This is a genomic window from Streptomyces sp. NPDC007872 (assembly GCF_042868165.1).
Taxonomy (GTDB): domain Bacteria; phylum Actinomycetota; class Actinomycetes; order Streptomycetales; family Streptomycetaceae; genus Streptomyces.
Genome location: NZ_JBIAEA010000003.1, coordinates 366,678 through 385,422 on the forward strand (window position 1 = coordinate 366,678; position 18,745 = coordinate 385,422).

Sequence of the window (18,745 nt, forward strand, 5' to 3'; positions counted from 1 at the left end):
CGTGCGGACGGCCCCTTCACGGGGCCGTCCGCGGAGGCGGGCCGGTCTCAGCTCCGTACGACCTTGCGCACGTTCTCCACGCTGCCGCAGTCCGAGGCGAGCTGCCGGGCGCGCTCCTTCAGGAAGGCGGCGGCCAGCTCGGCCCTGCGCTCGTCGGGAACGCTCTCCCGGGCTCCGTTGAGGATGGTGCGCTCCTCCTCGTCGAGGTGGTGGGTGACCGCCTCGACGAGCTTCTCCAGGCGCTCGTCCCACTCGTCGGAGCCGACCTCGTCCACTTCGAGGAGGGCGAGGAGGGCCTCGTTCCCCTCCTCGTGCTCCTCCGTGCCGTGGTCCACTTCCTCGTTGTCGACGTTCTTGAAGCGCTTGAGCGCCCCGTAGACCTCGGCCTCCTCGGCCTCGCCGTGCGCGATGAGCAGGGCCGAGAACTCCTTCAGGGCCGCGGCCCGGTCCGCCTCGACGCTCCGCATCCGGCGGAAGAGGTCCTCCATCGTGCGGTGGTCCTCCAGAATGGCCGCGACCACGTCCTCGTTCTCCTTGCTACCGGCCATCGTGCTGTCTCCTCCTCGGCTAGTCCTGCGTCGCGCGGCGCTCCGACGCGTTCGGCGGGTACCCCTGCCGGGGAGAACCAATCGCACCCGTCAGGGGGAGACCGGGCGGTGCGCGGCGGCGAGCAGGTCCTTCCGGTCGACGAGCTTGACGCGGGGGCGGTCCTGGGCGCGGCCCTCGGCGCGCTCGGCGGCGTCGATCGCCCGCCAGCCGTCGAGGTCGACGGCGCCGGGGCGGGCCGTGGTGACCGGCGGCCCGGCGGGTGCGGTCAGGAGACCGGCTCCGAGGTCGTCGAGGAGGGTGGTGACGGTCTCCTGGGCGCAGGACTTGTTGGTGCCGATGAAGCCGGTGGGGCCGCGCTTGATCCAGCCGGTGACGTAGACGCCCGGTTCGACCCGGCCCCGCTCGTGCGGCACCGTGCCGGTGCCGGGGTCGAACGGCAGGCCCGGGACCGGTTCGGCGCGGTAGCCGACGGCGCGCAGGACCAGGGACGTCCCGATGGTCTCGGTGCCGGTGGTGGGGACGGCCCGCACGGTGCCGTCGTCGGCGCGGCGCAGCTCGTTCCGTACGACGGTCAGACCGGTGACCCGGTCGTCGCCCTCGATCCGCACCGGGCCGGTCAGGAAGCGCAGGACGATCCGGCGGCGACCGGGGACGGGGGTGCGGGCGGCGAGTCCGGCGAGGACCGCCGTCTTGGGCGTGGCGTCCGCCGGTACGTCCTCGGGCCACCCCTCCACCAGGACGTCGACGCCGTCGAGGGCGGCGAGCGCGATCAGCTCGGGCAGGGTGAAGGCGGCCTCGGCGGGACCGCGCCTGCCGAGGACGACGACCTCGCGGACCCGGCTCGCGCGCAGCGCGGCCAGGGCCCGGTCGGAGATGTCGGTACGGGCGAGGGCGTCGGGGTCGGCGGTCAGGATCCGGGCCACGTCCAGGGCCACGTTGCCGTTGCCGACGACGACGGCCCGTTCGGCGTCCAGCGGGTGGGCGGCGCCGTCGTGGTCGGGGTGGCCGTTGTACCAGGCGACGAAGTCGGTGGCGGAGGCGCTGCCGGGCAGGTCCTCGCCCTCGACGCCGAGGCGCCGGTCGGTGGCGGCGCCCACGGCGTAGACGACGGCGTGGTGGTCGCGGACCAGGTCCTCGTGGTGCAGGTCGTGGCCGATCCGGGTGTTCAGGCGGTACGAGAAGCCGGGCTGGCCCTCGATGGCGCGGAAGAGCTCGGTGACCCGCTTGGTGTCCTGGTGGTCGGGGGCCACTCCGGCCCGCGCGAGCCCGTACGGGGTGGGCAGCCGGTCGTACACGGTGACGCTGACGCCGGGGTGCCGGAGCAGTTCGTCGGCGGCGAAGAGTCCGGCCGGTCCGGCGCCGACCACGGCCACCCGCAGTCCGGTGGTCTCCGCCCGGCGCTGCGGGGGCACGAGGGCCATGGGGGTGCGGTCGGCGTGCGGGGAGGCGTCGTAGTAGGCGCGGTTGAGTTCGAGGAACGGCAGCTCGCCCTCGGTGAGCTTGGTGTGCGGCTTGAGGGCGTCCACCGGGCAGGCGGTCGTGCACGCCCCGCAGTCGACGCAGGTGCGGGGGTCGACGTACAGCATGTCGGTCTGTCCGAAGCCCGGTTCGCCGGGGGCGGGGTGGATGCAGTTGACCGGGCAGGCCAGCACACACGACGCGTCGGCGCAGCACGACCGGGTGACGACGTAGGGCATGGGGAGCGGTTCTCCGTTCACGTTCACGGGGGCCGCCGGGACGGTTCCCGGCCGGCGGTCCCGCCCGGCGGGCGGGCGGGTGTGCTGCTGCTCGGGCGGCGTGCGCCTGCCGGGCGAGGAGCCGGTGCGTCAGGCGGCGTGCGGGGCGGGTTCGCCGCGGAAGCGGGAGGGGCGTCCGTCGATGCGCAGGGCCCGCCACACCTTCCGGGAGGTGCGGTTCATGAGGCCGATGTCCTCGGCGAGCATGCGCACGTCGGAGAAGAGGTCGCGGAGCATCTTCTCGCCGTCGGGCGACTTCCAGAAGATGTCCTTGATGACCCAGTGGGGGACGCCGATCTTCTCGGCGGTCTTCCGGTCGGGGACCACGATGACGTCGCCGAGGACGCGCATGATGACCGGGAAGGCCACCGAGAGGGCGCCCCTGCGGAACTTGCCGTAGCCGGGGACCTTGACGCGGAGGAACTCGTGGGCGAAGGAGATGTGGCGGGCCTCCTCGGCGACGTGGATCTGCATGAGCCGCCGCATCAGCGGGTGGATGTCCTCGCCGCCGCGCAGGATCGCCTTCTGGAGGTGGTCGATGGGCTCCTCGCCGGCGAGGACGCCGGTGAAGAACGACTCGGGGATCAGGGAGCCGGCCAGGGGCAGGAAGCGGCTGACCACCCGGAAGGAGCGCCGTCCGCCGGGCACGTCGGCGCCCGCGCGGTTGACGAACTCCTGGAACATCTGGGTGTGGTGGCACTCCTCCGTCGCCTCGTGGGTGAGGTAGCGGAACTCCGGGTTCTGGTTCGGCAGCGAGAAGAGGTAGTCCATCACCCCGCGGATCAGGACGTTCTCGAACTGCATGCCGACCTTGACGATGTTGGCGTACCGCCACAGGCCGATCTTCGTCCGGACCTCCAGCGGCTGCTCCTGGTACCACGGGTGGCCGCCGAGCGGGTCGGCCGCGGGGAGCACCCAGCGGGGGTCCTTCGGGTCGATGGCGAAGTCCGGGTTGTCCCAGTCGATGTCGGTGAAGGCGTCGAAGTGGATGTGCACCGACGCCTCGGACAGGGTCCGGAGCCTTTCGTGGTAGCTCTCCTGGCTGATGGTCATCGTCGTCCTCGTTCTCTCGCTCTCGCGTCTGGTTCCGGAAGGGTGGGGAGGGGCGTCAGACCGCCGGGGCGTGGTCCTGCCGGTCGGTGGCGGGCCGTGTGCCGGGGGCGGTCCGCTCGAAGCGGAGGGCGGGGTCCTCGATCGGGGAGCTCCGCAGGGCCCGGCGGTCGCGGTAGTAGTCGTTCCAGATCCGCCAGGGGTCCCGGACGCCCTGGCGGGGCATGATCGCGTCGCCGCGCGCGATGTAGCCGGAGGTGAGCGACTCGCCCATGACGGACACGTCGGAGCGGTCCGACGCGGCGGCGACGGGGGTGGCGCTGGTGAGGCCGTGCCGGTCCATGTGGGCGATCAGGCGGCTGACGTACGCGCAGGCGAGGTCGGCCTTGAGCGTCCAGGAGGCGTTGGTGTAGCCGATGATCATCGCCAGGTTGGGGACGCCGTCGAGCATGACGCCCTTGTAGAGGAGGTGGTCGCGGGTGACGAGGGGCTTGCCGTCGACCGCGATCTCCATGCCGCCGGCGAGCTGGAGCTTCAGGCCGGTGGCCGTGATGACGATGTCGGCCGGGATCTCCTCGCCGGACTTCACCCTGATCCCGTTCTCGGTGAAGGTCTCGATGCGGTCGGTGACCACGGAGGCCCTGCCGCTCTTGAGGGTCTTGAAGAGGTCGCCGCCGGGGACGACGCAGAGCCGCTGGTCCCAGGGCTTGTACGCCGGGGTGAAGTGGCGCATGTCGACGCCCTTGCCGAGGCGTGCCCGGACGGCGCCGAGCAGCACCTTGCGCATGAGCCGGGGGGCCTTGCGGCACAGGGCGTACAGACCGCGCTGGAGCGCGATGTTGCGGGCGCGGCCCACGCGGTGGACGAGTCCGGCGGGGACGTGGAGCTTGCGCAGGACGGTGGAGACGGGGTCCTCGGCGGGCAGCGCCAGGATGTACGTGGGCGAGCGCTGGAGCATGGTGACGTGCGCGGCGGTGTCGGCCATCGAGGGGACCAGGGTGATGGCGGTGGCGCCGCTGCCGATGACGACCACGCGCTTGCCGGTGTGGTCGAGGTCTTCGGGCCAGTGCTGCGGGTGCACGAGGGTGCCGCCGAAGCGCTCCTCGCCGGGGAACTCCGGCCGGTGGCCGGCGTCGTAGTCGTAGTAGCCGGTGGCGCCCACGAGGAAGCGGGCCTTCCAGACCTCGGTCGCGCCGGTGGCCTCGTCCAGGGTCTCGACGGTCCACCGCCCCTCGTCGCTCGACCAGTCGGCGCGGACGGCCTTGCGGCCGAAGCGGACGTGCTCGGTGACGCCGCGCTCCTCGGCGGTCTCCTGGACGTAGCGGCGGATGTCCGTGCCCTCGGCGAGGATCCTGGTGCCGTGCCAGGCGCGGAAGCCGTAGCCGAAGGTGTACATGTCCGAGTCCGAGCGGATGCCCGGGTAGCGGAACAGGTCCCAGGTGCCGCCGACCCGTGCGCGCCGTTCGAGGATCGCGTACGTGGTGCCGGGGTTGCCGTCGGCCAGGTGGCAGGCGGCACTGATGCCGGACAGCCCCGCGCCGATGATCAGCACGTCGACGTGCTGGTGCTCCATCTCGATACCCCTCTGTCGCCGTCCCGCGTGCTTCCGCACCGGTGCACCGGACGTCGAACGCCGTCGGCCGGTACGGGAATTTACCTGTGTCACCGCGTCCAAGGTACCGGCGGTAACACGTGGTGCGCCACCCCCGGGAGACGACCGCGCGCGGTCCCTCGATCGGGACGGGTACGATCCACGCCGTGGCGGAGGACAGAGATGCACGCGGTGACGGACGCCCCGACGGCCGGGACACGCGCTGGTCCGGCCACCGGGCCGAGCGCCGCGACCAGGTCCTCGCCGCGGCCCTCGCCGTCATCGGCCGGGAGGGTCCCTCGGTCAGCGTGGCGGCGATCGGCGCCGAGGCCGGGATGCCCCGCTCCGTGGTCTACCGGATCTTCCGCAGTCGCGAGGACCTGGACGAGCGGATCCGCGCGCGCATCGCCGACGACCTGATGGCCGCGCTGTATCCGGCCCTCGACCCGAAGGGCACCGTCCGGGAGGCCGTCGAGCTCGCCGCCGCCACCTACGTCGGCTGGGTCGCGGAGCACCCCCTGCTCTACCGGTTCCTCGGCGCCGGCTCGCCCGAGCAGCACGCCGCCGGTTCCCGGGTGGTCGCGGGCACCCGCACGGCCATCGCCCTCCACCTGGCGCGGTTGCTCGACGCGTACGCCGAGCAGTTGGTCGACGGCGGGAAGGCGCCCGCGGGCTTCACCCTCAACCTGGCGTTCGGGATGGTCGGCCTGGTGGACGGGGTGGTCAACCAGTGGGCCGCCCACTCCGAGTCGAGGAGCTCCCTCGACGACCTGACCCACTTCCTGAGCGACGCCCTGTGGGGCGTCCTCTCGCAGTCCACCCTGCGGCTCGGACTCGCGCTCGACCCGGACCAGCCGATCGGCACGACCCTGGAACCTCCGGCGCGGCCCCGGCCCTGACCGGCCGGCCGGATGACGGGAACACCGACGGTCCACGCGGCCGGAGGCCCGTCGACCGCCGTACGGTCCGGGAACGCGCACGCGCCGACCCCGCGGAGGCGGGATCGGCGCGTGGAGGTCCGCTTGCCGGGGACGGCGGCCGCGTGGACCGTCGGTGTTCCCCGTCAGCCGGCGAGGAGTTCGAGCGAGTCGATCACACGGTTCGAGAAGCCCCACTCGTTGTCGTACCAGGCGACGACCTTTACGTGGCGGCCCTCGACGCGGGTGAGCTCCGAGTCGAAGATCGAGGAGGCCGGGTTGCCCGTGATGTCGGAGGAGACGAGCGCGTCCTCCGAGTACTCCAGGACGCCCTTGAGCGGGCCCTCGGCGGCGGCGCGGTAGGCCTCCAGGACGTCCTCGCGGGTCACGTCGCGGGAGACGGTCGTGTTGAGCTCGACGATCGAGCCGACCGGGACCGGGACGCGGATCGAGTCGCCCGACAGCTTGCCGTCCAGGTTGGGCAGCACGAGGCCGATGGCCTTGGCGGCGCCCGTCGAGGTCGGGACGATGTTGACGCCGGCGGCGCGGGCGCGACGCGGGTCGCGGTGCGGGCCGTCCTGCAGGTTCTGCTCCTGCGTGTAGGCGTGGACCGTCGTCATGAAGCCGTGCTCGATGCCGGCGAGGTCGTCGAGGACCTTGGCCAGGGGGGCGAGCGCGTTCGTCGTGCACGAGGCGTTCGAGACGATCGTGTGCAGCTCCGCGTCGTACGCGTCGGTGTTGACGCCGTACGCGAGGGTGACGTCGGCGCCGTCGGCGGGCGCGCTGACGAGCACCTTCTTGGCACCCGCGTCGATGTGGGCGCGGGCCGCCTTGGCCGACGTGAAGCGGCCGGTCGCCTCCAGGACGATGTCGACGCCGAGTTCGGCCCAGGGAAGCTGCGCCGGCTCGCGCTCGGCGAGCACCTTGATGCGGTGCCCGTCGACCACCAGGACGTCGCCGTCCACGCTCACCGGGCGGCCGAGACGGCCGGAGGTCGAGTCGAAGGCGAGGAGCCGCGCGAGCGCGGTGGGCTCGGTGAGGTCGTTGACGGCGACGATCTCGAGGCTGCTGTCGCGCTCGAGCAGCGCGCGCAGCACGTTGCGTCCGATGCGGCCGAATCCGTTGATGGCGATACGAGTCATGACGATGTCCCTTCGGTTCGCCCCCCATGCTCGTGCGCGGCGGGCGCCCGTGACAGCGGCGTGATCGCCACGGTCCGCAAGTATCGCGCCAGAGCGCCGTCGGGCCGGTTCACTCCCCCCGGGCGAAGGTGCGCCGGTACTCGCTCGGCGTGGTGCCCAGGATCCGCTGGAAGTGCAGCCGCAGATTGGCCCCGGTGCCGAGCCCCACGTCGGCGGCGATCTGCTCGACGCCCCGCTCGGAGCGTTCGAGCAGTTCACGGGCCCGGTCGACGCGGGCCCGCATGACCCACTGCATGGGGGTGTACCCGGTGTCCTCGACGAACCGGCGCGAGAACGTGCGCGCCGACACCGCCGCGTGCCGGGCCAGGACGTCGAGGGTGAGGGGCTCGTCGAGCCGGTGCAGCGCCCACTCGCGGGTGGCGGCGAACCGCTCGCCGAGCGGTTCGGGCACGCTGCGCGGCACGTACTGCGCCTGGCCGCCGCTGCGGTACGGGGCGGCGACCAGGCGCCGGGCCGCGTGGTTCGACGCGGCCACCCCGAGGTCCCCACGCAGGATGTGCAGGCACAGGTCGATGCCCGAGGCGGCGCCGGCGGAGGTCAGGACGCTGCCCTCGTCGACGAAGAGCACGTTCTCGTCGACCCGGACGAGGGGGCGTTTCGCGGCGAGCGCCCGCGCGTAGTGCCAGTGCGTGGTGGCGCGCTTGCCGTCGAGGAGTCCCGTGGCGGCCAGCGCGAAGGCGCCCGTCGAGATCGCGGCGAGCCGCGCGCCCCGGCCGTGGGCGGCGACCAGCGCGTCGACGACGGCTTCCGGCGGGTCCTCGCGGTCGGGGAAGCGGTAGCCGGGGACGAAGACGATGTCGGCCCACGCGAGCGCGTCCAGGCCGTGGGCGACCTGGTACGACAGGCCGTCACCACCGGCGACGACACCGGGTTCGGCGCCGCACACCCGTACGTCGTACGGCATGCTCGCGCGGGTCGTGAACACCTGCGCGGGGATGCCGACGTCGAGGGGTTTCGCCCCTTCGAGGACGAGGACGGCGACGCGATGCAGACGGGAAACGGGCACGTCACGAGGGTACGCGGGGCACGTCGGGCGGCGGGCGCGGGCCTCGGGGAGCGGGCGCCCGGAGGCGGTGGCGCCAGGAGCAGGTGCCCGGAGGCGGTGGCGAAGGCGCGGACCCGGCCACCGGGGCCCGGAATCGTGTCGTCCACATCCCGCGACCCGTGTCGGGAACCCTTCCCGGACGTTGACACTCATGATCAACGGGCCCGGGGCCGCGCCGTGACGGCGGCGTCCCCGCGTGCCCCGCGGCGCGCCGCTGTCGTGCGCCGCTCCGGACGATTCCGACGAAGTCGAGGAAACCACCGTGCCCCTGACGTCGCACCGACGCCTGGTCGTGAGCGCCACCATGATCGCCGCACTCGCCGCGGGCGTCGCCCCCGCCACCGGTGCGTCCGCCGCCGACGCCCCCGCCGCCACCCGGCGGGCTTCGGCCGCCGCCCCGCAGGGCCCCGCCGCCCGGGCGGCGGCGACCGCCGTTCCCGCCCCCGACATGGAGGGCGTGGTCGCCGCGCTGAACGCCGCCGTGGCCAACGGCGCGCCGGGGGCGATGGCCCGCTTCTCCGGACCCGGCGGCGTCCGCAGCCGTGCGGTCGGCGTCCAGGACCGGGTGAACGGCACGCCCATGAACATCGGATCGCGGTTCCGGATCGGCAGCGTCAGCAAGACGTTCTCCACGGTCGTGCTCCTCCAGTTGGTGCAGGAGGGACGGCTGACGCTGGACGCGCCGGTCGACACGTACCTGCCCGGTCTGCTCCCCGACGACCGCATCACGGTCCGTCACCTGCTCACCCACCGCAGCGGGCTCGCCGACTACACCGACCCGATGTTCGACCGCACGGTGCCGGGCTTCGAGTCCGTGCGGAACAAGGTGTTCGGTTACCAGGAGCTCGTGGACCTCTCCCTGGCACTGCCCCGGACCACCGAACCCGGCGTGTCCTACAAGTATTCGAACGCCAACTTCGTGGTGGTCGGAATGCTCGTCGAGAAGCTCACGGGCAGGCCGGTGGCGGACGCGTACCAGCGCCGGATCTTCGGACCGCTGGGGCTGCGCCACACCTCGTACGTGCACCCCGACACCCGCATCGCGGGCCGGCACGTGCGCGGCTACCTGTACCCCGACACGGCCGGCGAGCCGCTGGTGGACTCCACGGAGCAGACCGTGTCCTGGGCGCAGTCCGCCGGGGCCGTCATCTCCGACGCCGCCGACCTGAACACCTTCACCACGGCGCTCGTACGGGGCCGTCTGCTGTCCCGGGCGATGATGGCGGAGATGACGGCGGCGACGCCGACGGACACCACCAACACCCGGTTCTACGGGCTCGGCCTGCGCCGCTACGACCTGTCGTGCGGCACCCGGGTGTACGGGCACACCGGCACCGTGCAGGGCTTCTACACGTACGCCTTCTCGACGCGCGACGGCCGTCGCAGCCTCTCGGCCGTGGCCAACTCCACGAACCGCGGCGCGGTCAACACGGCGCTCGGCGGAACGCTCGAAGCGGCGTTCTGCGGCAAGAAGCCGGCCTCGGCCGCGCGCTCCGCCTCACCCGCGGCCCGCGACTTCTCGTCGCCGCCGGCGGAGCGGGACCTGCCCGAGCGGCACTGACCGGCTCCCCGGGGGGCGTCCGGGGCCTCCACCGGCCGGACGCCCCCCGGTTTCAGGCCTGGTACTCGGTGAGGTCGATGACGTGGACGCGCAGAGGAACGCCGAGGTCCGGGTGCTTCAGCTCCCGCCCGGGCTCCATGCCGAGCTTGGCGGCGACGTTCTCGGACGCGCGGTCGGCGAGGTGCGTGACGGCGACGACCCGGTCGAGCCCGCGGTCCTGGAGGGCCCATTCCAGGACCGCGTGGGCGGCCTCGGAGGCGTAGCCCTGGCCCCAGAACTGCCGGCCGAGGCGCCAGCCGATCCCGATGTCGTGGGTCGGCTCCGGCAGGAACTCCGTCACGGAGAGCCCCGCGAAGCCGATCAGCTCGCCGGAGCCGATGAGCTCCACGGCGAAGGGGCCGAAGCCCTCCTCGTCCCACTCCTCCTCGTACCGCTCGATGTCCTCGGCGGTCTCCTCCAGGTCGCGGACCGAGCCGTCGCCGATCCAGCGCATGACCTCGGGATCGGCGTTGATCTCGGACAGCGGGACGAGGTCGTCGTCGCTCCAGCGGCGGAGGACGAGGCGGGGGGTGCGGATCTCGGTCATGGCCCCATCCTGACGCACGCGGCGGACCGCCCGTGCCACCGGGCTCGGCGGCAGGACCCTCCGACCACGGCCGGCGCCTCGGGGGACCACCCCGGGCACGGGGTCGCCCCGGAGGCGCCGGCTGCCTCCGGGGCGGTTCCGTTCCGGCCGCGTGCGGCCGGACGGTCTCACGGTGTCGCGGGCCGTGCGGAGGCCCGTGGCACGGATCTCGTGACGGGCCCCATGACGGATCTCGTGAAGGATCTCGTGACGGGCCCCGCCGACGGCCTCGTTACGGGACGATCCGCAGGAGGCGGTTCGGGGAGCCGCTGCCCGGGCTGGTGACCTTGTTGGGCGTGGCTCCGTTGACGAGGGCCGTGGCGACCTGGGCCGGGGTGGCGGAGGGGTGCCCGGCGAGGTAGATCGCGGCGGCGCCCGCCACGTGCGGGGCGGCCATCGAGGTGCCCGAGATGGTGTTGGTGGCGCTGTCGCCGGTGTTCCAGCCCGCCGTGATCGACACGCCGGGGGCGAAGAGGTCGAGGACCGAACCGTAGTTGGACCAGCTCGCCTTGGCGTCGGTGTTGCTCGTGGCGCCGACCGTGAGGGCCTCGGCGACCCGGGCGGGCGACGAGGAGGAGGCGTTGACCCCGGAGTTGCCGGCCGCGACGGCGTAGGTGACGCCGTCGGCGATGGACCGCTTCACCGCGTTGTCGAGGGTGGTGGAGGCGCCGCCGCCGAGGGAGAGGTTGGCCACGGCCGGGGCGCCGGCGGTGTGGTGGGAGGTGACCCAGTCGATGCCCGCGATGACGCCGGCGGTGGTGCCGGAGCCGTTGTTGTCGAGGACGCGGACGGCGACGACCTTCGCCTTCTTGGCCACGCCGTAGGTGGTTCCGGCGATGGTCGTGGCGACGTGGGTGCCGTGTCCGTTGCCGTCCTGGGCGACCGTGTCGCCCTCGACCGCGTCGTAACCGTTCACGGCGCGCCCGCCGAGCTCGGAGTGGCTGATGCGGACCCCGGTGTCGATGACGTAGGCCGTGACGCCGCCGCCCGCGCTGTCGGGGTAGGTGTACGTGCCGGAGAGCGGCAGGTTCGCCTGGTCGATGCGGTCCAGGCCCCAGGGGGCGTTGGTCTGCGTCGCGTCCGAGCGGACCACCTGGTTCTGCTCGACGGAGGCGACGGCCGGGTCGGCGGCGAGGCGGCGGGCCGCCGTCGCGTCGAGGGAGGCCGCGTAGCCGTTGAGGGCGGAGCCGAACGTCTTGCGGACGGTGCCGCCGTAGGCGGATATCAGCTTCCGGCCCTTGTCCGAGCCGGCCTTGAAGCCCGCGCCCTGCTTCAGGGTGACGAGGTAGCTGCCGGGGACGGCGTCGGCCGAACCCGCCGCGAGGACGGTGCCCTCGGCCGGGGCCGCCTGCGCGGGGACGGCGGCGAAGGTGCCGAGCAGGGCGGCCACGGTGGCGGCGGAGGCCGTCACGGCGAAGCGGGTCTTGGTGCTCTTCGGGAGTGCCATTGCGAGGGAGTCCTCCTCGTCGACGTCGTGCCCGGGGTGGGACGGCACGACGGTGGGGGGGGTGCACGTGGGGCCACGTACACGGTCGGGACCGGTGTGTCCGGTCCCGGCGTGATCAGCAGCCTGGCGGCTCCACGGGTGCGGCTCAAGCAACTTGACGCCTTGTCATGCATCTGCCACACGTCTGCAATCCAACCGCCTCGAAACCCCCTTGAGGTGGCCTGATCAGGCGCTCCGGTGACCGGAAACCGGATCCGCCCGATCCGCCGGGCCCACCGAGTCCGCCGAGTCCGCCGGGACTTCCGCGAGGGAGCGGGCGAGCGCCGCCGTGAAGCCGTCCGGGTTGTCCAGCATCAGGTTGTGCCCCGCGCCGGGGACCTCGATCACCGGGATCCCGAACGCGGCGGCCTTCTCCGCGGCGGCGTCCGGCAGGCTCGACTCCCCGACCAGGAAGGTGCGGGGCATCGCGAGGCCGGCCAGCAGGTCTCCCGCGGCGGGCGTGCTGCCCTCGACGAGCGCCACCGCGCTGCGGTGCACCGCCAGCGGATCGGCGAGGCGCAGCCGGGCGGCGTAGTCGGCGCGGCCGGCGAGGGCGAGCATGCGGGAGAACCCCCTCGTCACGAACGCCTCCTCGCTCTGGGCGGCCACCGGCGAACTGAACGCGCCCCCGCCCGCGTACAGGTTGGGCTCCGCCACCACGAGCCGGGCGATCAGGTCGGGGCGGGCCGCCGCCAGGTGGATCGCCACGGCGCCGCCCATCGAGTGCCCGACGAGGTCCGCTCCCGCCACGCCGAGGTGGTCGAGGACGGCGGCCACCGCAGCCGCCTGGGACTCCATCCGGTAGTCGAAGTCCGCGGGCCGGTCGCTGAGTCCGTGCCCGAGGAGGTCCACCAGGAGCGCCCGGCCGCCGCGGAACGCGGGACGTGTGGCGATGTGGGCGAAGTCCGAGGCGGCCGTGCACCCGAGGCCGTGGAGGAAGACCCGTACGGGCCCTTCTCCCGGCAGGTCGATCCACCGGACGTACGCCCGCTCCTCCGTCAGGAACAACTCCCGCATGTCACCACTCCCCTGGGCCGCGCCACCGCCGTGCCGCCGTCGTACCGTCGCTGTGCCGCCGTCGTGTCGTCGGGCGCCACCCTACGAGCCGCCACTGACAACGCCCGCCGGAGTGGCCTGCCGCCGGGCGCGCGGGCCGTCGGATAGCGTCGGATCCGACGAGCGCCGACTCCGGCACCGGCACCGGCACCGGCACCGGGCCGACAGTGCCGGACCGGCGGTGCCGAACCCGACCCGACCCGATACGCCCCGGAAGGACACGCATGCCCCTCGAAGGTGAGTACGAGCCCAGCCCGGAGGCGTGGGTGCGGGACCAGGTCGAGCTCTACGAGTCGTCCGGCGGCACGAAGGGCACGACCATGCGCGGCATGCCGGTGGTCCTGGTGACCAACCGGGGCGCGAAGAGCGGCAAACTCCGCAAGACCCCGCTGATGCGGGTCGAGCACGACGGGGCGTACGCGCTCGTGGCGTCGAACGGCGGCGCCGTGAAGCACCCCGTCTGGTACCACAACCTCGTCGCCTCGCCCGAGGTCGAGCTGCGCGACGGCACCGAGGTGTGGGACATGAGGGCCCGCGTCGTCACCGGCGAGGAGCGCCGGGAGTGGTGGGAGCGGGCCGTCGCCGCCTTCCCGGACTACGCCGACTACCAGCGCAAGACGGACCGGGAGATCCCCGTGTTCGTGGTGGAGCGGGCCGGCTGACCGGCCGGGCCGCCGGGGGCCCGGCCCCCGCGCCGCTCCTCAGCCGGTGCGGAGGACCCGGAAGCGACCGGGTTCCGCCGGGTCCCGGTCGGCGACCTGGACCGGCGCCCAGGTCCACTGCCGTACGCCGATGCCCGGCGCGCGGGAGAACCGGATCGGCCCGCGGGTGCCCTCGGCCTCCACGCGCGGCCACGAGGCGGCGACGGCCGCCCGGTCCGTACCGTGCGAACGCAGGGCGGTGGCGAGGAAGGTGACGGTGTCCCAGCCCTCGAAGGCGACGAAGGAGGGCGCTTCGCCCAGCCGTTCGCGGAGCTCCCTCCCTACGCGTTCGCCGAGCGGGCCGAGCCGCTCGGGCAGGTAGCGCAGGAACGGGATCCCGGCGCCGGCCCCGCCCAGCGCCGCGGCCCATTCCGCGAACTCCGGCTGTCCCGCCGGGGCGCCGATCAGGATCTCCGCGAGCCGCCGGTCGCCCCGGACGGCCCGGACGATCGGCACCGCGGGCTCCGGATGACCGACCAGGAGGAGGAGCGCCGTCGCGCCGTGCTCGACGAGCGCGTCGCACAGGGCCCCGGGAGTGAGCGCGTTCGCGTCGAGTGCGAGGACGGCGCCGCCGTGGGGAGCGAGGCGGTCCCGCAGGATCCGGGTCCCCGACGCCCAGTAGGCGCCCGGCTGGGTCGCCACGGCGACGCGGCCGCGGCCCGCGCCGAGGAGGAAGTCCGCGTAGAGCCGCCAGCCGTGGGACTGGGCCGGGGCCAGGCGCGCGACCCATTCGGTCGGTTCCCCGGTGAGCGCGTCGAGCACGGCGGACGAGCAGAGGAACGGCACGCCGAGGGCGTCGGCCCGTGCGGCGGCGGCGCGGGCGACGACGCTGTGGTACTCGCCGACCACGGAGGTCACGCCCAGGCCCGCCAGTTCGTCCACGGCCGCCGTGGCCCGCTCCGGGTCGGCCGCGGTGTCCCGGACGAGGAGTTCCAGCGGCCGGCCGCCGATCCCGCCGGTGGCGTTGACCTCGTGGACGGCCAGGTCGAGCCCCGCGAGCAGGTGCCGGCCCGCCTCGGTCCAGCCGGGCCGGGTCAGCGGGGCGAGGGCGCCCAGGCGGACGGGCCGCCCGTCCGCGCGGCCCGTTCCGGGCGAGGGCGGTGACGCGTTCATCGGGCGGTGTCCTTTCTGGGGAATGCGGTCACGGTCCGTCCGGATCGCGCGCCGACCGGAACCCGCGGACCGCGTTCCCCGTGTCCCGTCCCGGCGGGCGCAGGTGGACGCTCGCTCCGGTCATGGGATCCGGCGTCGGGGCGGACGGGCAAGCGATTATCCCTCCGCCGGAGCGCCGGGGTTCACCTCGGGCCACTCACCGCCGTTCATCCACCGCCGTTCATCCACCGCCGGTCATCCACCACCGGTCATCCACCACCGGCCACTCACCTCCGGTCGCCCACCTTCGGCCGCTCATCGCCGGTCTTCGCGCCGGGGGCCGACGCCACCGGCACGCGGGTCAGCCCCACCCCCATCAGGACGACCGCCATGCCCGCCACCACCCGTACGGTCAGCGGCTCGTCGAGGACGAGGGCGCCCAGGGCCACGGACACCACCGGCAGCAGGTAGCCGACCGTCGCGGCGCTGGTGGGTCCCTCCTCCGCGATCATGCGGTAGTTCAGGTGGAAGGTGACCCCGGTCGCGAGGACGCCGAGGACGCCGACCGCGAGCGCTCCGGACCAGGTCACCGTCGCCGGGCCGCCGGCCGCCGGGGCGGGCGCGCTCAGGACGGTCGCCGTCAGGAGCTGCGCGGCGGAGAGGGCCAGCGGGGCGGTGCCCCGGCCGGTGAGCCGGCGGGCCATGTACGCGAAGGCCACCGCGTAGCTCGCGGACGCGCCGAGCAGGGCGAGCGCGCCTCCGCTCAGGAGGCCGGAGCCCGCGCTCCAGGGCGCGAAGATCAGCAGGACGCCGGCGAAGCCGAGGACGAGGCCGCCGAGGCGGGCGGCGCGGAGCGGGCGTTCCGTGCCCAGGCCCAGACCGATGAGGAGGGACCAGAGCGGGGTGGTGGCGTTCAGGACGCCCGCCACCCCGCTGTCGACGGTCTGCTCGCCGACCGAGAAGAGCAGGAACGGCAGCGCGTTGCAGAAGAGGGCGGCGACGGCGAGGCGCCCCCAGGTGCCCCGGTCGCGCGGCAGCCGCTGCCCGGCCCCGAGCGCGAGCGCCAGGAGCACCGCCGCGCCGAGGAGGCACCGTACGAAGGTGATCCACCCCGGAGTGAGGCCCTCGTTGAGGGAGATCTTGATCCAGAGGAAGCCCGAGCCCCAGAGCAGGGCGAGGAGGCCCATGCGTATCGCCGAAGTCATGCCTCCACGCTCCTCCGCTTCCGCCGTGCAGGACAAGCGAAGAATCGTGCACCCGGCGTTAAGCTCTGCTGCATGCTGGACGTGAGACGCATGCAGGTGCTCCGGGCCGTCGTCGCCAGCGGCTCCGTCACGGGCGCCGCCGCGAACCTGGGTTACACCCCTTCCGCCGTGAGTCAGCAGATCGCCGTCCTGGAGAAGGAGGCGGGCATCGCGCTGCTCGAACGCTTCGGCCGGGGCGTGCGGCCGACCGCCGCCGGGCGGTTGCTCACCGAGCACGCCGCCGCCATCGGCCGCCGGGTGGCGGAGGCCGAGACCGCCCTCGCGGACCTGCGGGCGGGACGTACGGGGCGGATCTCGGTCCGCTACTTCGCCACGGCGGGCGCCGACCTCGTCGCCCCCGCCCTGGCCCGCTTCCGTGCCGAACACCCCGGTGTGCGGGTCGATCTGAGGATCGCGGAGGGCGCACCCGACGCGGAGGCGGACCTCACCCTCGTCGTACGGCCCCGGGGCGGCCCGGACGCGTACGGCGAGGGGCTCCGGCTCGTCCACCTGGTCGACGACCCGTACCGGGCCGTGCTGCCGAAGGGGCATCCGCTCGCCGGCCGCCGCGCCGCCGTCGAACTGGCGGAGCTCGCCGCCGAACCGTGGGTCGGCAGCGAGCGCCCGGGGCCGTGCCTCGACGCGGTCCTGGAGGCCTGCGCGGCGGCCGGGTTCAGTCCGGACGTCGCGGTGGAGTGCGAGGAGTACGCCACCGCGCAGGGTTTCGTCGCGGCCGGTCTCGGCGTCAGCCTGATTCCGCTGATGGGGCTGGGCAGCCGCCGGCCGGGCGTGGTCGTCCGCCGGGTCCGCGGTCCGGAGCCGGTGCGCGCGATCCACGCGGCGGTGCGGGAGTCCTCGCTCGCCCTGCCCGCCGTGCGCGGCCTCCTCACCGCGCTCCGGGAGGCGTGAGGGGCCGCGTGCGCGCCGGTCAGGCCGGGGCCAGGACCGTCAGGAGGTGGGCGACCTCCCGTGCCACGGCCGCGCGGGCCGGAGTCAGGTAGTGGCGGGGGTCGACCGCGTCGGGGTGGTCGGCGAGGTGGTCGCGGACCGCCCGGGTGAAGGCCTTGTTCAGGTGGGTGGAGACGTTCACCTTGGTCATGCCGGCGGTGACGGCGGTGGCGAGGTCCGCGTTCGAGACGCCCGAGGAGCCGTGCAGGACCAGGGGGACGTCGACCGCGACGCGCAGCCGGGCGATCAGGTCGAAGTCGAGGACCGCGTCGCGGGTCAGCATCTGGTGGGAGCTGCCGACGGCGACGGCGAGCGCGTCGACCCCGGTGGCGGCGACGAAGGCGCGGGCCTCCTCCGGGTCCGTGCGCACGCCCGGGGTGTGGGCGCCGCCCTTGCCGCCGACCTCGCCGAGTTCGGCCTCGACCCAGACGCCGTGGCGGTGGCACTCCTCCACGACCTCGCGGGTCGCGGCGACGTTCTCGTCGTAGGGGAGCTTCGAGGCGTCGAACATGACCGAGCCCAGGCCGAGTCCGACGGCCTCGTGGACGAGGTCGGGGTTCTCGGCGTGGTCGAGGTGGACGGCGACGGGGACCTTGGCGGCGCGGGCGACCGCCAGGGAGGCGAGGGCGACCGGCTCCAGGGCGCCGTGGTAGCGGACGGTGTTCTCGCTGATCTGGAGGACGACCGGCCGGTCGGCGTTCTCGGCGCCGGCCACGATGGCCTGGGCGTGTTCGAGCTGGAGGACGTTGAAGGCCCCCACTCCGGTGCCCGCCGCGCGGGCGCGGCGGGCGATCTCGTCGGTCGGCGTCAGCGGCATGGGACGTCTTCTTCCGGGGTGCGGTCGGCTGCTTCTCGGGTGCGGCGGACGGGCGTGAACACCGGGCTCTCGGGCGTGGGCACCGTCCGGTCGGGCACGGACACCGGCTCGTCAGGCATGGACGTCGGAGAGGACCACGGAGCGGGTCAGGTTGCGGGGGCTGTCCGGGTTCAGCCCCCGGGCCTCGGCGACGGCGACGGCCAGGCGCTGGGCGCGGATCAGGTCCGCGAGGGGGTCGAGGCCGCTCTCGGAGAGGATGCCGCCGACCTTCCGCACGTCGTCCGCGAGTCCGGCGGGCAGGGCGCCGAAGCCCCAGGCGACCCGGCCGGGTCCGGTGATGCTGATCGGGCCGTGGCGGTACTCCATCGCGGGGTACGCCTCCGTCCACGCGCCCGCCGCCTCGCGCATCTTGAGTCCGGCCTCCAGGGCGAGTCCGTAGGTCCAGCCGCTGCCGAGGAAGGTGAACTGCCCGGCCGTGAGGACGTTCTCGTCCAGCGGGGTGGAAAGGGCCTGCTCGGCGTCCCGCGCCGCGTCCTCGACGGTGGCCACGCCCTCGGGGAGGGCGTCCTCGGCCTCCAGGTGGGCGCGGAAGAGGGCGAGGGCGGTGGTGGCGAAGCGGGTCTGGACGACCGACTCCTCGTCCGCGAAGTCGAGGACGGCGACCTCGTCGGCGAGGTCCGTCACCGGGGTGGCGGGGTCGGCCGTGACCGCGCCCGTGGGCACGGTGCCGCGCAGTCGGGAGAGGAGGGCGAGGACCTCGCTGGTGGTGCCGGAGCGGGTGATCGCCACGACCCGGTCGTAGCGGCGTCCGCGGGGGAACTCGGAGGCCGCGAAGGCGTCGGTCTCGCCGTGGCCGCCGGACTCGCGCAGTTCGGCGTAGGCCAGGGCCATGAACCAGGAGGTGCCGCAGCCGACGACCGCGACCCGCTCGCCCCGGCGGGGCAGGGCGGCGACGTGCCGGGGCAGGGTGCGGGCCGCCTGGCGCCAGGTGGCCGGCTGGGAGGCGATCTCCACGGCGGTGCGAGTGGTGCTCATCCCGATCTCCTTGCAAGAAAGACTGCGCGATATTGAATGAACATGCTTGAAGTCAAAGTCATTCAAGCAGAAACATGCACATCGTTTCCA

17 protein-coding genes are annotated in these 18,745 nt (G+C 73.9%); 4 read left to right on the plus strand and 13 right to left on the minus strand.

Annotated features, from left to right (window positions below; translation table 11 throughout):
- Nucleotides 1-47: 47 nt before the first annotated feature.
- The 4 genes from ACFYNX_RS12115 to ACFYNX_RS12130 form a co-directional block, all read right to left on the minus strand.
- Entirely contained in the window at nt 48-548 is a 501-nt protein-coding gene (locus ACFYNX_RS12115; RefSeq protein WP_125663225.1) for a hemerythrin domain-containing protein, read from the minus strand.
- A 90-nt stretch (nt 549-638) separates the two neighbouring features.
- Nucleotides 639-2,246: an FAD-dependent oxidoreductase gene (locus ACFYNX_RS12120; RefSeq protein WP_388660539.1), complete on the minus strand. Its 1,608-nt coding sequence runs from the start codon at nt 2,244-2,246 to the stop codon at nt 639-641.
- 129 nt (nt 2,247-2,375) lie between these two features.
- On the minus strand, nt 2,376-3,338 hold the full coding sequence (locus ACFYNX_RS12125; protein WP_365543717.1) for a diiron oxygenase: 963 nt from the start codon (nt 3,336-3,338) through the stop codon (nt 2,376-2,378).
- 55 nt (nt 3,339-3,393) lie between these two features.
- Nucleotides 3,394-4,908: a flavin-containing monooxygenase gene (locus ACFYNX_RS12130; RefSeq protein WP_388660541.1), complete on the minus strand. Its 1,515-nt coding sequence runs from the start codon at nt 4,906-4,908 to the stop codon at nt 3,394-3,396.
- Nucleotides 4,909-5,093: 185 nt separating this feature from the next.
- Between ACFYNX_RS12130 and ACFYNX_RS12135 the strand changes: the two genes are divergently transcribed.
- Nucleotides 5,094-5,825: a TetR/AcrR family transcriptional regulator gene (locus ACFYNX_RS12135; RefSeq protein WP_365543712.1), complete on the plus strand. Its 732-nt coding sequence runs from the start codon at nt 5,094-5,096 to the stop codon at nt 5,823-5,825.
- A gap of 164 nt (nt 5,826-5,989) precedes the next feature.
- On the opposite strand, the gene gap is transcribed toward ACFYNX_RS12135, so the two are convergent.
- Complete coding sequence (gap, locus tag ACFYNX_RS12140; RefSeq protein ID WP_365543709.1) at nt 5,990-6,985, minus strand: type I glyceraldehyde-3-phosphate dehydrogenase; 996 nt, start codon at nt 6,983-6,985, stop codon at nt 5,990-5,992.
- A 109-nt stretch (nt 6,986-7,094) separates the two neighbouring features.
- The gene (locus tag ACFYNX_RS12145) at nt 7,095-8,051 is read right to left on the minus strand and encodes a GlxA family transcriptional regulator (protein ID WP_388660545.1); all 957 of its coding nucleotides are present in this window, start codon (nt 8,049-8,051) and stop codon (nt 7,095-7,097) included.
- A 301-nt stretch (nt 8,052-8,352) separates the two neighbouring features.
- On the opposite strand from ACFYNX_RS12145, the gene ACFYNX_RS12150 reads away from it, so the two are divergent.
- Entirely contained in the window at nt 8,353-9,651 is a 1,299-nt protein-coding gene (locus tag ACFYNX_RS12150; RefSeq protein WP_388660548.1) for a serine hydrolase domain-containing protein, read from the plus strand.
- Between the two features lie 52 nt (nt 9,652-9,703).
- On the opposite strand, the gene ACFYNX_RS12155 is transcribed toward ACFYNX_RS12150, so the two are convergent.
- The 3 genes from ACFYNX_RS12155 to ACFYNX_RS12165 all read right to left on the minus strand — a co-directional run bounded on the left by ACFYNX_RS12155 (nt 9,704) and on the right by ACFYNX_RS12165 (nt 12,779).
- Nucleotides 9,704-10,237, minus strand: a complete 534-nt coding sequence (locus ACFYNX_RS12155) for a GNAT family N-acetyltransferase (RefSeq protein ID WP_388660551.1) — start codon at nt 10,235-10,237, stop codon at nt 9,704-9,706.
- A gap of 271 nt (nt 10,238-10,508) precedes the next feature.
- Nucleotides 10,509-11,723 carry a S8 family peptidase gene (locus ACFYNX_RS12160; protein ID WP_388660553.1) on the minus strand — a complete coding sequence of 405 codons (1,215 nt, stop codon included), beginning with the start codon at nt 11,721-11,723 and terminating at the stop codon, nt 10,509-10,511.
- Between the two features lie 225 nt (nt 11,724-11,948).
- A complete protein-coding gene (locus tag ACFYNX_RS12165) occupies nt 11,949-12,779 on the minus strand; it encodes an alpha/beta fold hydrolase (RefSeq protein ID WP_388660556.1) in 831 nt (276 codons plus the stop codon).
- 263 nt (nt 12,780-13,042) lie between these two features.
- Between ACFYNX_RS12165 and ACFYNX_RS12170 the strand changes: the two genes are divergently transcribed.
- Nucleotides 13,043-13,480 carry a nitroreductase family deazaflavin-dependent oxidoreductase gene (locus tag ACFYNX_RS12170; protein ID WP_388660559.1) on the plus strand — a complete coding sequence of 146 codons (438 nt, stop codon included), beginning with the start codon at nt 13,043-13,045 and terminating at the stop codon, nt 13,478-13,480.
- Nucleotides 13,481-13,519: 39 nt separating this feature from the next.
- Here ACFYNX_RS12170 and ACFYNX_RS12175 read toward each other — a convergent pair whose 3' ends face one another.
- Together ACFYNX_RS12175 and ACFYNX_RS12180 are read right to left on the minus strand one after the other, a co-directional pair.
- Nucleotides 13,520-14,632, minus strand: coding sequence for an ABC transporter substrate-binding protein (locus ACFYNX_RS12175; protein ID WP_388660562.1), 1,113 nt, complete (start codon nt 14,630-14,632; stop codon nt 13,520-13,522).
- Between the two features lie 266 nt (nt 14,633-14,898).
- On the minus strand, nt 14,899-15,816 hold the full coding sequence (locus ACFYNX_RS12180; protein ID WP_388660564.1) for a DMT family transporter: 918 nt from the start codon (nt 15,814-15,816) through the stop codon (nt 14,899-14,901).
- Nucleotides 15,817-15,888: 72 nt separating this feature from the next.
- Between ACFYNX_RS12180 and ACFYNX_RS12185 the strand changes: the two genes are divergently transcribed.
- Complete coding sequence (locus tag ACFYNX_RS12185; protein ID WP_388660567.1) at nt 15,889-16,764, plus strand: LysR family transcriptional regulator; 876 nt, start codon at nt 15,889-15,891, stop codon at nt 16,762-16,764.
- A gap of 19 nt (nt 16,765-16,783) precedes the next feature.
- Here the strand turns inward: ACFYNX_RS12185 and ACFYNX_RS12190 are convergent, their stop codons facing one another.
- Together ACFYNX_RS12190 and ACFYNX_RS12195 are read right to left on the minus strand one after the other, a co-directional pair.
- Nucleotides 16,784-17,620: a ketose-bisphosphate aldolase gene (locus ACFYNX_RS12190; RefSeq protein ID WP_388660570.1), complete on the minus strand. Its 837-nt coding sequence runs from the start codon at nt 17,618-17,620 to the stop codon at nt 16,784-16,786.
- A gap of 111 nt (nt 17,621-17,731) precedes the next feature.
- Nucleotides 17,732-18,655, minus strand: a complete 924-nt coding sequence (locus ACFYNX_RS12195; protein WP_388660573.1) for an SIS domain-containing protein — start codon at nt 18,653-18,655, stop codon at nt 17,732-17,734.
- Nucleotides 18,656-18,745: the final 90 nt, after the last annotated feature.